This is a genomic window from Streptomyces sp. GESEQ-35, assembly GCF_017948485.1.
Classification (GTDB): Bacteria; Actinomycetota; Actinomycetes; order Streptomycetales; family Streptomycetaceae; genus Streptomyces.
Genome location: NZ_JAFFSX010000019.1, coordinates 165,601 through 180,683, shown reverse-complemented (window position 1 = coordinate 180,683; position 15,083 = coordinate 165,601). Strand labels below are relative to the sequence as shown.

The following is a 15,083-nucleotide window of genomic DNA, read 5'->3' as shown; positions in this document are numbered from 1 at the left end:
TGGAGGGGGAGTGCCGGTTTTGTTCTGTACGGCTTCAGGCCCCCATGAATAGCCCGTTAACGAGCACCCACAGAGGCCTGAATTACTTAAAGCTATTTGGCTTCGATTATTACACGCCGTCCTGCCGGTCCAGTACCGAGGCCAGCGCCGCCTCGAAGCCGGAGGCCTTCGCCGCGCCCGCCGTCGGGTCCTGCTGGCGGACGTCGATGACATGGCCGGTCAGCTCGGACAGCAGCACATCGAGCGAGGTGCGGGCCACGGCCTCGGAGGAGAGCAGGCTGCCCGCGGGCTCCTGGCCGAAAGCCTTGGTGCGCATCGGCGTGGCGGTGCGCTCCGGGTTGACGCAGTTGACGCGGATGCCGTCTCCGGCCCACTCGTCGGACAGCGCCTGGGTGAGGTTCACCATGGCGGCCTTGGTCGAGGAGTAGAGGCTGTACTCGGCGCGGCCGCGGGTGTAGCTGCTGGAGGTGTACAGCAGCAGCTGGCCCTTGGTCTCGGCCAGGTACTTGTACGAGGAGCGCGCGATCTGCACCGGGGCCAGGTAGTTGACCTTCAGCGCTTCCTCGATGGTGGCGTTGTCGGTCTCGGCGAGCTTGCCGATGCGCAGCACGCCCGCGGTGTTGACGACGTAGTCGATGCGCCCGGTCTCGGCGTACGCCTTGGACAGCGCGTCGTCGACCTCCTCCGGGTTCTCCACGTGCGTGCCGGTGGTGGAGCGGCCCAGCGGGTACACCTGGGCGCCGTAGGACGCGGCGAGTTCGCAGATGTCCTTGCCGATGCCGTACGAACCGCCGAAGACGACGACCGTCTTGCCGCCGAGCAGCTCGCGGTAGGCCTCCTCGCCGTTCTGCTCGGGCGTGGCGCTGGAGGCCAGCTGGAACAGCTTGTCGGCGATGAACACGTCGACGGGCTGGGTGACCTTCATGTTGTACTCGTCGCCCGCGACGACGTGGATCGGCACGTCCGGCAGATAGCGGAGTACGACCGTGCAGTCGTCCGTGGCCTGGAAGTTGGGGTCGCCGGCCGCGACCTCGTAGGCCCGCCGAATCGTGGACAGCTTGAACGCCTGGGGCGTCTGGCCGCGGCGCAGCCGGGCGCGGTCCGGGATCTCGGTGATGAACTCGCCGTCCTCGCCGTGCGTCCGGGTCACGATGATGGTGTCGGCGGACGGGATGGCGACGTCGACGGCCTGGTAGCGCTCCAGCGCTACCACGCAGTCGTCGATCACGCGCTGCGACAGCAGGGGGCGTACGGCGTCGTGGAAGAGGACGTTGCGGTCCTCGCCCTCGGCCAGGCCCTCGCCGAGCGCCTCGATGGCGCGCTCGGTGGTCTCGTTCCGCGTGGTGCCGCCCTCGATGATGCGGGAGACCTTCTTGAACCCGGCCTTGGCGACGATCTTCTCGATGTCCGGGACATACCCCGGCGCCATCAGGACGATGACGTCGTCGATCGAGTCGGCCTTCTCGAAAGTGGTCAGAGTGTGCTCGATGACTGCCTTGCCGGCGATCTTCAGCAGCTGCTTGGGGATCGAGAGACCCACGCGCTGACCGGTACCACCGGCCAGGATCACTGCGGTGGTACGGGGCTTGGCATTGTGCTGTGACACAGGTGACCTACCTCGGGGCGACTGGGAACCTGGAAATGGTCCCACTTGTGGTTACCGCAGTGCAAGGTGAGCGACCTCCGTTGCATATGTGCGCGCAACCTGTCATTCACCTTGCACACCTGGTCATGGGCAAGGCCTTCCGCGGGTACCCCGTTTCACCCCGTGGAATTGCTGTGAGTAACTCCACAGGTGATCGGCATTGCGGAGCGTGACGCCCGGACGGCTCAGCGCCTCCGCAGCCGCTTCAGGCACCGGTGCCCGAGGACCCTCACCAGCTCCTTGGAAGACGTCTGGTGAACGGTACGCGCCTTGACGGGGGCGATGTGCTTGACGGGCGCCGCGGCGGCCGCGGCCAGTGCGCCGTACAGCGCGTGCGCGGCCACCTCGGGAGCGATCAGCGGCTCCGCCTCGGTGCGCGCGACCGGCTTCGCCACGACGGACAGCAGCCCCGGATCCCCCAGGACCCGTACGCCCATGGCGCCGATCCGCCCGGCCATCTCGGCACCGATCCCGGCAGCGGCCTCGACGGCCCACTGCGGGGTACAGATCTTCACCTCGTCGGGACCCGGAGCGCACATATTCTTCATATGCATCACGGCGCCGTATCGGACAAGCTGCGAATAGAGCTCGTCCGGAAGTCCATTGCCGCGGAATTCCACATTAAGATTCCGCAGCATTTCGGTCTCGGCGAGGGTGAGAGAGCGATTCGCCGTGTCCGGAACGGGCTGAAGAAGATTCTCGGGCAGGCCGAGCAGCGCCTCGAACGTGCGCATCAGGCCGTCTTTGTACCGGTCGTCGACCACGACGACGGTGACCCGCTCGGGCCCGACCACCCGGGCCCAGCGCTCGACGAGCCGGTCATGCCGGTGCCGGTGCCAGAAGCTGGGGTTGGGCTTCTCGTACGGGGCCTTGCGGAGCATGTGCGTGAGCCAGTCCTCGTAGCCCATGCGCAGGCCGTTCTGCACGTACTGCTGCCACTGCGAGGGCATGATCTTCGCCAGCGGGCGCACGGTGATCAGCACCTGGACCCGGTCGCCGCCGAGCTCCTCGACGACCCGGGCGATGGTCTCGTCGTCCGGAGCGTCGGCGAAGAACTCGCTGCTGATCACCGAGGTACGCCTGCCGCTCGCGTCCACCTGCTCGACCAGCCGCTCCCAGTGCCGTTCGGTGGGCTTGGTGTTGCCCAGCATCCCGGGGCGGGCGCAGACGGCCAGGGCGGCTTCCATGGGATGGCGACTGGAGGCCGGGAAGACGACGCCGTGCTCCGGCATCGCGTCCTTCGCCTCGAACAGCGCACCCTGGATCGAGGTCGTGCCCGTCTTGTGCGGGCCGATGTGCAGCAGCCGGGTCCCGGAGGGCAGCGGGGCTATGACCGTGGCACCGTTGGCCGGGAGTTCATCTCTCGTACAGTCAGTCTCCATAGTTAGAGCAGAGTAAGAGGACTCCCTAAGACTTCGCTGAGAGAAGCTGAGAAGTTTTGCTGAGAGAAGCCTGGGACGGTGATGAGTCCCAGGCTCTCCCCTGCCGGCCGCTACTCGAGGTGCACGCCCGGCTCGTCGGACTCGACCCGCAGCCTGGCCAGCGTGCTCGCTGCTGCCGTCGGCTTCAGCACCGTGTCCACGACCCGCACCTGCGCGTCGATGCCGTCGCGCCGGACGTCGAAGAGGTGGTAGCCGCGGTGGGCGTCGAGCAGCTTCCAGTGCGGGTTGTCCGGCATCCGCGGGTCCCACTCCTTGTGGAAGGCCGTCTGGTCCTGGTCGCCGTTGCTGGAGATGGACGTGCCCACGAACTCGGCGCCGACGACATCGGAGTCCGGGTCCGCGTAGTCCTTCTTCAGGTCGCTGATCATCGTCAGATGGCGGTCACCGGTGAGCACGACCGGGTTGCGGACGTCGGCGAACTCCTCCATCAGCGCGTTGCGTTCGGCCTGGTAGCCGTCCCAGGCGTCGTAGAACCACTGCTTGCCCTCGCCGATCAGCAGATCCGTCTCGGCGACCATTATCTGCGAGGCGATCAGGTTCCAGCGGGCGGGCGAGTCGTGCAGCCCGTCGAGCAGCCACTCCTTCTGCTCGCCGCCGAGCATGGTGAGCGAGGGGTTCTTGGCGGCTTCCTGGGTGGTCACCTGGTCGCTGCGGTACTGCCGGGTGTCCAGGACGTTGAGCCGGGCGAGGCGGCCGAACTCCAGTCGGCGGTACATCCGGATGTGCGGCCCGTCGGGGATCGCCGTCGCCCGCACCGGCATGTGCTCGTAGTACGCCTGGTAGCCCGCGGTCAGCCGGGCCACGAACGCGTCGTGCGGCTGCTTGTCCGGGTCCTGCGGGATCTCGCCGGCGAAATCGTTGTCGATCTCGTGGTCGTCGAAGGTGACCACGAAGGGCGCGTTCGCGTGCATCGCCGCGAGGTCGGGGTCCATGCGGTACTGCGCGTACCGGTTGCGGTACTGGGTGAGGCTGTACGGCTCACCGGTCCCCTCGTGCTTGCGCACGGCCGTCGCCGACGGTGTCGACTCGTAGATGTAGTCACCGACGAACACCACGACGTCGGGGTCCTGGGCGAGCATGTCGGCGTACGGCGTGAAGTAGCCGTTCTGCCAGTTCTGGCAGGACGCGAGCGCGACCCGCAGGGTGCCGCCGGAACTGTGGCGCGAGGGCGCGGTGCGGGTGCGGCCGGCGGGCGAGAGCTGGCCGGAGGCGCGGAAGCGGTACCAGTACGCGCGGCCCGCGCGCAGCCCCCGTACATCGACGTGAACGCTGTGCCCGTACTCGGGCCGGGCCTGGACGACGCCCCGGCGCACTCCCTTTCGGAACCGCTCGTCCTCGGCGATCTCCCACTCCACCGGCACGGTCAGCGCGGGCATGCCGCCGCCGTTCAGCGGGTCGGGGGCGAGCCGGGTCCACAGCACGATGCCGTCGGGCAGCGGGTCACCGGAGGCGACACCGAGGCTGAACACGCCGTCGGGCAGCGGGGTTTCGGCTGCTCGGGCGGACGACGGCAGCCACAGCTGGGCAGAGGCGGCGGCGCCGAGGACGGCGGCGCCGGCGGTCAGAAATCGGCGTCGGTCGGGGGATACGGCTCCAGTCATGCGCGAACTCCCTAGCCTCGCTGGCCTCTTGGACACTGGGAAGCTCACGCTTCCGGGCAGTCCGCCCGCTGAACAGAGGGGCTCGCGTGCATGACAAATAGGGAGACAGGAGGAAACCCGTTGCGGCATGGATGGAGAAACGACGGAAGCGATCGCGCCGTAACGCCCTGATGGGCCGTCAGGCGGCGGGGTCAGCGCCCCAAAGGGGCGCGGGGCTGTATCGATTTGCGGCTCCGCCGCGTGGGCGCGACCAGCCACAACGAATCCGCAGACGCATGACGGCCCCCGCGGAGCGCTACCGCGCGAACTCGCCGCCGAGGTTCGCGTCGGCCGGATCCGTGCCGAGCGTGCCCGCGCCGAAGCTGAGGGAGCCGGTCGCGGTCGGGCCGGCGCCGGTGGACGGGAAGGCCCAGACGGCACCGTCGCCCTGGTTCTCGCTCACCGCGCCGGCAAAGAGCTCGGCCCGGCCGTCGCGGTCGGTGTCGACCAGCGCGGTCCCGCTGCCGAAGTAGTCGTTCTGCTCCGCCGTACCGGGCACGTCGGCGCTGTTCTGGCTGAAGGACGTGGCGCCGGTCCCGGTGAGCCCGGCCGCACTGCCCCGCAACACGTTCACCTGGCCCGCCGCGAACACGTCACCGAGGTCCTCGCCACCGGAGCCCGCGGCGACATCCGCGTAACCGTCGCCGTTCACGTCGGCCACCGCGATGTCCCCGCCGAAGGAGTCGCTGAACTCGGCGGCGCCGGGCACGCCCGGGGTGTCCTGGGTGATGGTGGTCGTACGGGAGGTGTCGGGGCCCGCGGCCGAGCCGTACACGACCCCGATCTGACCGCCGATCAGCTGCGGGTCGACGTCCGGGACCTCGCCCCAGCCGTCGTTGGTCCGGCCGATGACGACATCGCCGTACCCGTCCTTGTCGACATCGCCGATGCCCACGCTCTCGCCACCGCGCATCACGGTCCCGTCGGGGTTCTTCAGGGTGGCCGGGGCGCCCAGTCCGTCCGCGGTGCCCCTGAGGTGAACGGCCCGGCGGTTGAAGGCGTCCGGGTCGTGCGTGTCGCTGTCGCTGGGGTCGTGGATGAGGGCGACGAGGTCGGTGACGCCGTCGTGGTCCACGTCGCCGGCGGCGAGGTCGTCCGTGACGTAGGAGGCGTCGAGCTTCAGGGCGGTGACGCCGGCCGCGCCCGTCGTACGGCTGAAGGGCCCGGCCAGGACCCGGTCGGGGGTGGCGAGGTCGAGGTGGCCGTCGCCGTCGAAGTCGCCGACAGCGGTCCGGACGTCGAGGTCGTGGACGTCCTCGCCGGTCGCCACCCCCGTCCCGCCGGACAGCCCGTTCGACCCGCCCCACAGCACGGCGAGGGTGCCCGGGTCGCGTATCTCCCCGACGTCCTCGCCGGGCGCGCCGACCACGAGGTCCGCGTAGCCGTCGCCGTCGAGGTCACCGGCGGAGAGGCTGTCGCCGTAGTAGTCGTCGGCCTCGGCGGTGCCGGGGACGCCGGCGCTGTTCTGGCTGACGACCTGCCGGTGCGCGAGGTCGAGCCCGTTGGCCGAGCCGTACACCACGGCGACGTATCCGGCTCGCGCCTTCCCGCCGACCGTGGCCTGGGATGCGGCGACGGCGAGGTCCTCGTAGCCGTCCCCGTTGAAGTCACTGCGCTGCTGCACGGCGGTGGGCTGCGCCTGAGCGCCGTGCGCCGCCACCGGCGCGATCACGGCGCCGGCGACGGCGATGGCGGCGGCAAGTCCGATACGACGACGAACCTTGCGCTGGGAGAGGGAGGTCAGGATGGGGTGGGGCACATCGACTCCGGCTGTCCGTAGGGCAATTGACCGCGCGGAGGGATCCAAGATCCCTTTCCGCACGCCCAGTAGGACTCACTGGCCGAGCACGCGGTTGCACTGGAATAAGCCAAGATTTTCCCGGCCGTTAACCTGAGCCGCCTTCCTAGAACGGGTCGAAGTCGTCGAACTCCCGCTCCGACTCGTCCCGCTCCGCCTGCCGGTCCCGCCGCCGCTGTGCCGCGGGCCTGGGCTCCTCGAGCCGGTGGTCCTCACCGCGTCGGCCCAGCATCTCCGCACCGGCCATCACCGTGGGCTCCCAGTCGAAGACGACCGCGTTCTCCTCGGGCCCGATGGCGACACCGTCCCCGGACCGGGCACCCGCCTTCATCAACTCCTGTTCCACACCGAGGCGGTTGAGCCGGTCCGCGAGATAGCCCACGGCCTCGTCGTTGCTGAAGTCGGTCTGCCGCACCCAGCGTTCGGGCTTCTCGCCCCGCACCCGGAACAGGCCGTCCTCCTCCAGGGTCACGGTGAAGCCCGAGTCGTCCACGGCCTTGGGCCGGATGACGATCCGCGTCGCCTCCTCCTGCGGCTTGGCGGCGCGCGCCGAAGCCACCAACTCCGCGATCGCGAACGACAGTTCCTTCAGCCCGATGTGCGCCACCGCGGACACCTCGAAGACCCGGTAGCCGCGGGCCTCCAGATCCGGCCGCACCATCTCGGCGAGGTCCTTGCCGTCCGGTACGTCGACCTTGTTGAGGACGACCATCCGGGGCCGGTTGTCGAGCCCGCCGTACTCACTCAGCTCGGCCTCGATGACATCGAGGTCGGAGAGCGGATCCCGCTCGGACTCCAGGGTCGCCGTGTCCAGCACATGCACCAGCACACTGCACCGCTCGACATGGCGCAGGAACTCGAGGCCGAGCCCCTTGCCCTGGCTGGCACCGGGAATCAGCCCCGGCACATCGGCGATGGTGTACACGGTCGCGCCCGCGGTCACCACACCCAGGTTCGGCACCAGGGTCGTGAACGGATAGTCCGCGATCTTCGGCTTGGCGGCACTCAGCACCGAGATCAGCGAGGACTTCCCCGCGCTCGGATACCCGACCAGCGCCACATCGGCGACCGTCTTCAACTCCAGGACGATGTCCTGGAGATCCCCCGGCTCCCCGAGCAGCGCGAAGCCGGGCGCCTTGCGCCGCGCCGAGGCGAGGGCCGCGTTGCCGAGGCCACCCCGGCCGCCCTGCGCGGCGACGTACGACGTCCCGTGCCCGACCAGGTCGGCCAGGACATTGCCCGCCTTGTCGAGGACGACGGTGCCGTCCGGCACGGGAAGGACCAGGTCCTGCCCGTCCTTCCCCGACCGGTTGCCGCCCTCGCCGGGCTTGCCGTTGGTGGCCTTGCGGTGCGGGGAGTGGTGGTAGTCGAGCAGCGTGGTGACGGACTGGTCGACGGTGAGGGTCACATCGCCGCCGCGCCCGCCGTTGCCGCCGTCGGGTCCGCCGAGCGGCTTGAACTTCTCACGGTGGACGGAGGCACAGCCGTGACCTCCGCTACCCGCGGCGACATGCAGTTCGACGCGGTCCACGAAGGTGGTCATGGTTCAGTGCCTCCAGAAAATCATGGATATTACCTGTGTTAACACGCGAAAGGCGGACCCGCCTTCCCACCTGGGAAGTGAGGTCCGCCTCGCGAAAAGCTTCCGATCAGACGACCGGAACGATGTTCACGACCTTGCGGCCGCGGCTGGTGCCGAACTCCACCGCACCGGCGTTCAGCGCGAACAGCGTGTCGTCGCCGCCACGGCCGACGCCCGCACCGGGGTGGAAGTGGGTGCCGCGCTGGCGGACCAGGATCTCGCCCGCGTTGACGACCTGACCGCCGAAGCGCTTCACGCCGAGGCGCTGAGCGTTGGAGTCACGACCGTTACGGGTGGACGATGCGCCCTTCTTGTGTGCCATCTCTCCTCAGTCCCTTACTTCGCAGCCGCGGGGATCTCAGTGACCTTGATCGCCGTGTACTGCTGGCGGTGGCCCTGACGACGGCGGTAGCCGGTCTTGTTCTTGTAGCGAAGGATGTCGATCTTGACGCCCTTGTGGTGGTCCACGACCTCGGCCTGGACCTTGATGCCGGCCAGCACCCACGGGTCGCTGGTGACAGCCTCGCCGTCGACAACGAGCAGGGTCGAGAGCTCGACCGTGTCGCCAACCTTGGCAGTGGAAATCTTGTCAACCTCAACGATGTCGCCGACAGCAACCTTGTGCTGGCGACCACCGCTGCGCACGATGGCGTACACGCGGATCTCACTCTCTCGCTCGGGAACGGCACCCCCGCAGTCCAGCCACCCGGCAGAGCCGAGCAGCCTCTCCCGGCCGTCGTGCCCGGGAGGAAGAGGTTTACGGGGATGTGGCGTGTCATCTGTAGACACGCCGACGGTCAAGATTACGGGGCCACGGCCGAACGGGTCAAACCGGGACCGCTGGTGTGCGGCCGAGGTGATCGGCCGCACACCGGCGTTGGGTCCTAGCTCTCGTCCGCGGAGGCCGTGACGGACGGCAGCGTCTGCTTCGCCGCCGCGGTCTTCTTCGCCGTCGACTTGGCGGCCTTCTTCGTGGCGGTGGTCTTCGCCGCCTTCTTCGCCGTCGCCTTCTTGGCGGCGGTCTTGGTGGCCGCCGTCTTCTTGGTGACGGCCTTCTTCGCCGTTGCCTTCTTGGCCGTCTTACGGGCCGTCTTCTTGGCCGGAGCAGCCTCCTCGGCGGCCGACGGCACGACCACGACGGCCGTTTCCTCGGACGTGGCGGGCGCGGTGGCCTTCCGTACGGCACGGCGCCGCGGACGGGCCGGAGCCCCGCTCTCCTCGGCGACCGGAGCCTCGACCGCGACGTCGGCCGGAACCTCGGCCTGCGGTTCGGCGACAGCCGTCGGCGCGGCCTCGGCGACCGTCACGACGGCAGCCTCGGCGCCCGCGGGCGAACCGGCCGGCGCGGACGACTTCCGGGTCGCCCGACGACGCGTACGGCCCTTGGGCGCGGCCTCCTCGGCAGCCGGAGCCGCCTCGACGACCGGGTCCTCGACCGCGACCGGCTCGGCCTGCGCCTCAGCGGCCGACTCCGGCTGCACCGGACGCTCGACCTCCCGCTCCACGGTGGTGTCCCGGTCGGCCTCACGCCTGGGCGCGCCCGCCGGAGCCGATGCCCGACGGCCGGACCGGCGCCGCGAACGGCCGCCCCGCCCGACCGCGGCCTCCGCCTCGGCGACGCTGCTGTAGAGCTCCTCGTCCGCCACGAAGTCTGGGGCCGTCAGCGCGACCGGCTCGGCGACCTCGGCGGCCAGCTCGGCCTCGCTCTCCGCCTCCTGCTCGGCGGTCTCGGCGACGGCCGCGGCCTCGTGCTCATGCACATGCCCGTCACCGCCACGCCCGCGCTTCCTGCGCTTGCCGCCGCCTCCGGTGGAGGTCGGCTGCTCCATGTGCACGATGACCCCGCGTCCGTTGCAGTGGACGCACGTCTCGGAGAAGGACTCCAGCAGCCCCTGCCCGACCCGCTTCCGGGTCATCTGGACAAGGCCCAGCGAGGTCACTTCCGCCACCTGGTGCTTCGTACGGTCCCGGCCCAGGCACTCGAGCAGGCGCCGCAGCACCAGGTCCCGGTTGGACTCCAGCACCATGTCGATGAAGTCGATGACGACGATGCCGCCCAGGTCGCGCAGCCGCAGCTGGCGCACGATCTCCTCGGCCGCCTCCAGGTTGTTCCTGGTCACGGTCTCTTCGAGGTTGCCGCCCTGACCGGTGAACTTGCCGGTGTTGACGTCGATCACGATCATCGCTTCGGTCTTGTCGATCACCAGCGAACCGCCGCTGGGCAGCCAGACCTTGCGGTCGAGGGCCTTCATCAGCTGCTCGTCGATCCGGTACGTCGCGAAGACGTCGACCTCGGAGGTCCACTTCTGTAGCCGGTCCGCGAGATCGGGCGCGACATGGGACACGTACCCGTGGACGGTCTCCCAGGCCTCGTCACCGCTGACGATGACCTTGGAGAAGTCCTCGTTGAAGATGTCGCGGACGACGCGGACGGTCATGTCCGGCTCGCCGTACAGCAGAGTCGGCGCGTTGCCGCTCTTCGACTTCTTCTGGATGTCCTCCCACTGCGCCTGTAGCCGCTCGACGTCCCGGCGCAGCTCGTCCTCGCTCGCGCCCTCGGCGGCGGTGCGCACGATGACGCCCGCGTCCTCGGGGACGATCTTCTTGAGGATGGTCTTCAGCCGGGACCGCTCGGTGTCGGGCAGCTTGCGGCTGATGCCGGTCATCGAGCCCTCGGGGACGTACACGAGGTAGCGGCCCGGGAGGGAGACCTGGCTGGTGAGCCTGGCGCCCTTGTGCCCGATCGGGTCCTTGGTGACCTGCACGAGCACCGACTGGCCGGACTTCAGGGCGGACTCGATGCGGCGCGGCCCGTTGGCCATGCCGAGCGCCTCGAAGTTGACCTCACCGGCGTAGAGGACCGCGTTGCGGCCCTTGCCGATGTCGATGAAGGCGGCCTCCATCGACGGCAGGACGTTCTGCACCTTGCCGAGGTAGACGTTGCCGACGTACGAGGTCGCCTGCTCCTTGTTGACGTAGTGCTCGACGAGCACGCCGTCCTCCAGGACGCCGATCTGCGTACGCTCACCGCTCTGCCGTACGACCATGACGCGCTCGACGGCCTCGCGGCGGGCCAGGAACTCGGCCTCGGTGATGATCGGAACGCGCCGGCGTCCCTGCTCACGGCCTTCCCGGCGGCGTTGCTTCTTGGCCTCCAGACGCGTGGAGCCCTTGATGGACTGCACCTCGTCGGACGGCTCGGCCTTCGGGCGCGGCTCGCGGACCTTGACGACGGTGCGCTCGGGGTCGTCGTCGGACGACTCGGGGCCGTCACCGCCGTCACCGGAGCGGCGCCGACGACGGCGCCGGCGACGGCTGCTGCTGGAGCCGCCGGACCCGCCGCCCTGCTCCTCGCGGCCCTCGGCCTCCTCTTCCTCTTCCTCCTGCTCGGCGGCGTCCTCGGTGTCCTGCGCGGTCTCCTCGGACTCCTCCGACTCGTCCTCGCCACCCGACTCGGCGGACTCACCACGGCGCCGGCGACGGCCACCACGGCGACGGCGACGGCGCGAGCCGGTCTCCTCGGCCTCGTCGCCCTCGCCGGCGTCCTCGGCCTGCTCCGCGGCCTCGTCCGCCGCTTCCTCCACGGCGGTCTCGGCGGCGGCCTGTGTCTCGGCCTCGTCGCCGAAGGCGGCGCCCCGGCGGCGACGCCGGCGCCGGGCACCGACCTGCTCCTCCGGGAACTCCTCGGTCTCCACGACCTCGGACTCGGCAGCCGCCTCGGCGGCGGCACGCTCGGGAGTCTGGAACCTCGGCTCGGTGAAAACGGGCGCCTGGAACATGGGCGCGACGGGGCGCCTCGGCCCACGCGAGTCTTCCTCCTCGCCCTCATCGGCCTCCGACGCGGCAGGCTGCGCGGGCTCGGCGAATCCGACGGCGGCCGAACGCACGGCCCGCCGACGCGAACGCCGGGACGCGGCCCCTTCGGTTGCCGCGGCGGGCTCCTCGGCGGCAGTCGGCTCGGGCTCGGCGGCGACAACGGCAGTCTCTTCGGCAGCGTCACCGGCGGTCACCCGCCGGGTGGCACGCCGACGCGTACGACGCGGAGCGGCCTCCTCGACGACTTCCGCAGCCTCAGCCGGCTCCGCCTCGGCGGACACCTCGGTGCTCTCGACGGCGTCGGCAGGAGCAGGGGCAGCGGTCTCGCTGGATTCCTCGGCCGCAGGGGCAGCGGCAGGCGCGGTCACCCGCCGGGTGGCACGCCGACGCGTACGACGCGGAGCGGCCTCCTCGGCGACTTCCGCAGCCTCGACCGGCTCCTCCGCCACCTCGGCGGCGGGCGCGCTCTCGGCTGCGGGTACCACGGTCTCGGCCACCTCGGCCGCCGCCGGAGATCCGACAGGCGCCGACGCACGGCGGACGGCACGACGACGCGTACGCCCAGCGGACGCAGCCGTCTCCACAGCCTCAGCGGGCTTCTCGGCCTCAGCGGTCTCTTCAGCCTCTTCGGCCGCTTCAGTGTCTTCAGTGTCTTCGGTCACGTCACTTACGACGCTCGCCTCGGTCACAGCGGCCCCGACTGCCTCCTCGGCAAGGTCGGCGGACTCGGCAGCGGCCGGTATGGCCGGCGCGACGGTCTCCGCCGCGGCATCCGAGGTGCCCGCGGGCGGCCCCGCCGGGCGGGAAGCGGCACGGCGCCGACGACGCGGCGGCAGGGTGTCGCTCGGAGTGTTCGATTCGGAGTCCGTGACGGACTCATTGGGTTCGGTCGGTTCGAGCATGCGGGGGTTTCTCCCGTCAGGCTCCCGGGCGCCGCACCTGGTCCGGCATGGATGCCGGTGACGTCCGCGGCTCGCGCGATGCGCGGTGCCGCCGTCCGGGGCGCGGGCGCCGCACGGGAGCTCTCTGTGTCCTGTCTCGCCGGTTCCGTATGCCGAGTTGCGCACGGCCTGGCGAAAGTCTTCTGGTCGGTTCGCTGCCCGACCCAGGTGGCTCCCGAGTACGAGGGCGGCGCTACGACGTACGTCCCTACGCGGGACCTTCCTTACGCCGACGCCTTCGCGGCGGCAGACGGTTCGGCCATGTTGGGGGCCATGTCTGCCTCGCGGTCGGGCGCGAGCGGGTCGGTCACCGTGCCGGTCTCTTCATCGAACAGCCCCTGCGCCAGCCTGGTCACCCCTGCGGGGACCGGCGGCGCCAGGTCGGCCACGGCGCGGAGACCGGACAGGACGTCGTCGGGTCGTACGGCAGGCGTCACGTGCCGAACAACCAGCCGCAGTATCGCACAGGGCTGGTCGGTCGGCCTATCAGCAGCCGAACTGTGCGTTTCAAGGTTTACGACCGCGGGGCGGGCGTCGAAGGTCCGTATGCCGTTCTTGGTCCTGCGCTGGACCTCGACGGACTCGGCGGTGGTGAAAGCCCGGGCCGCGCGCTCGGCGTCGGCCGGGTCCACTCCGTCGAGCCGCAGCTCCCACACAGAAGCCGTGAGCCGGTCCGCGAGCCCGGAGACCCGGGCCTCGACCGCCTCGATGACATCGAGCCCGGGGGGCATCGACTCATCGAGCAGAGCTCTCAGCTTCTCCGGGTCGCGCGCCTCGGTGAGCGCGATCTCCAGATACTCCGCCTCACTGCCCGTGCCGGTGGGTGCGGCATTGGCGTACGACACCTTCGGATGCGGCGTGAACCCCGCCGAGTACGCCATCGGCACCTCGGCACGGCGCAACGCACGCTCGAAGGCGCGCTGGAAGTCACGATGGCTGGTGAACCGGAGGCGGCCGCGCTTGGTGTAGCGCAGTCGGATGCGCTGCACCGCGGGTGCGGGCGGCGGGCCTTCGGGCTGTCGCTTGCCCAGTGTCGTTCAGTCCTTCGTGAGAGCGGTCGTACTACTACCAAGAGTACGTGTCTCGGCGCCCACAGGTTCCCGTCGGGCGACCGCTTCCCGCTTCCGCGGCTCGCCGAACAGCATCCGCCGGAAGTCGGCCCGGGCCTGCCGTACGGAATCCCGCGCGGCGTCCAGCGTCTGCCGGGCGACTCGTCCGGCACTGCGCGCGGCCTCGGCGGCGGGCCGTAGCACGGCGTCCCGCACGACATGTCCCACCGGAGTCAGAACGCTCCGGTACGCCCACCGCACCGGCTCGACGAAGATCCACCGGAGGAGGGTCCCGAGGAACCGCCCCACGGCCTGCGAGATCCGCCCCGCGACCCGCCACGCATGCCCGAGCGCCTCCCCGACCTCCCGCCCGATGACGGCGAGCACCCGCCCGACGGGCACGAGGACGTACCGCCACAGCGCGAGGGCGGGCAGCACGAGCAGAATCCGCGCGGTCCAGTACAGGGCCGTACCGATCCCCGTGACGATCATGCGCAGGACCCACAGGACCCCGTTCCAGCACCACGCGACCGCCCGTCCGACGGGCGCGAGGACCCACTCGTACAGCCCGCGAGCAGGCATGACGAGCAGATACCGCCCCAGCCAGGCCACGACGCCGTATACACCGGCCCCGGCGGCGGCGAGCACTGCGCCGATCCCCCTGAGCGCCCACATGACCCCATGCCCGAGAGGCGTGAGCAGACGCCCGTAGACCCACTCGAGACCGGCCCCGATCCCCCGGGCCACCCAGGCGATCGCATGCCCGAGGGGAGTCAGCACATACCGGTACGCCCACACGCACGGGACGACGACGAGCACCTTCCCCAGCCATCCGAGCGCCTTGCCGAGGGGCACGACGGCGTACCGCCACAGCCCCACGAACGGCCACACGAAGACCGCCCGCCCCACCCACAGCAACGCCCGCCCGAGCGGCCGGAACACCGCGTCGTTCAAGAACCGCCCGGCGACGACGAGCCCGTCCCACACCACCCGCACCGGCACGACCAGCACAAGCACCACGATCCGCACGGGAATCCGAATCGCGACGACAAGGCACCCCTCAGGGTCGTTGCGCTGCGGCGGGGGCGACTTCTCGAGATCCATACCGTCGTAGACGCCTCAGTTCCCCGTACGGATGCAATATCGCACCCGCGGGTCCCCTCGCCCTTG

The 15,083-nt window shown here is 70.2% G+C and carries 10 protein-coding genes; all 10 read right to left on the bottom strand.

Annotated features, from left to right (window positions below; genetic code table 11):
• Window positions 1–109: 109 nt before the first annotated feature.
• The 10 genes from KCH87_RS31280 to KCH87_RS31235 all read right to left on the bottom strand — a co-directional run bounded on the left by KCH87_RS31280 (window position 110) and on the right by KCH87_RS31235 (window position 15,017).
• The gene (locus tag KCH87_RS31280) at window positions 110–1,606 is read right to left on the bottom strand and encodes a bifunctional cytidylyltransferase/SDR family oxidoreductase (RefSeq protein ID WP_210590020.1); all 1,497 of its coding nucleotides are present in this window, start codon (window positions 1,604–1,606) and stop codon (window positions 110–112) included.
• Between the two features lie 224 nt (window positions 1,607–1,830).
• On the bottom strand, window positions 1,831–3,027 hold the full coding sequence (locus KCH87_RS31275) for a hypothetical protein (protein ID WP_210590018.1): 1,197 nt from the start codon (window positions 3,025–3,027) through the stop codon (window positions 1,831–1,833).
• Between the two features lie 110 nt (window positions 3,028–3,137).
• Window positions 3,138–4,688 carry an alkaline phosphatase gene (locus KCH87_RS31270; RefSeq protein WP_210590016.1) on the bottom strand — a complete coding sequence of 517 codons (1,551 nt, stop codon included), beginning with the start codon at window positions 4,686–4,688 and terminating at the stop codon, window positions 3,138–3,140.
• A 295-nt stretch (window positions 4,689–4,983) separates the two neighbouring features.
• Window positions 4,984–6,486 (bottom strand): FG-GAP repeat protein, encoded by a 1,503-nt coding sequence (locus KCH87_RS31265; protein WP_308298952.1) that lies wholly within the window; start codon window positions 6,484–6,486, stop codon window positions 4,984–4,986.
• Between the two features lie 145 nt (window positions 6,487–6,631).
• Entirely contained in the window at window positions 6,632–8,068 is a 1,437-nt protein-coding gene (gene obgE / locus KCH87_RS31260; RefSeq protein ID WP_210590014.1) for a GTPase ObgE, read from the bottom strand.
• Window positions 8,069–8,174: 106 nt separating this feature from the next.
• Complete coding sequence (gene rpmA, locus KCH87_RS31255; RefSeq protein WP_210590012.1) at window positions 8,175–8,429, bottom strand: 50S ribosomal protein L27; 255 nt, start codon at window positions 8,427–8,429, stop codon at window positions 8,175–8,177.
• A 14-nt stretch (window positions 8,430–8,443) separates the two neighbouring features.
• Window positions 8,444–8,764: a 50S ribosomal protein L21 gene (gene rplU, locus KCH87_RS31250; RefSeq protein ID WP_030601628.1), complete on the bottom strand. Its 321-nt coding sequence runs from the start codon at window positions 8,762–8,764 to the stop codon at window positions 8,444–8,446.
• A gap of 227 nt (window positions 8,765–8,991) precedes the next feature.
• Window positions 8,992–12,825: an Rne/Rng family ribonuclease gene (locus KCH87_RS31245; protein ID WP_210590009.1), complete on the bottom strand. Its 3,834-nt coding sequence runs from the start codon at window positions 12,823–12,825 to the stop codon at window positions 8,992–8,994.
• 263 nt (window positions 12,826–13,088) lie between these two features.
• Entirely contained in the window at window positions 13,089–13,853 is a 765-nt protein-coding gene (locus tag KCH87_RS31240) for a TIGR03936 family radical SAM-associated protein (protein WP_210590005.1), read from the bottom strand.
• A gap of 48 nt (window positions 13,854–13,901) precedes the next feature.
• Window positions 13,902–15,017, bottom strand: coding sequence for a hypothetical protein (locus tag KCH87_RS31235; RefSeq protein WP_210590003.1), 1,116 nt, complete (start codon window positions 15,015–15,017; stop codon window positions 13,902–13,904).
• Window positions 15,018–15,083 lie beyond the last annotated feature (66 nt).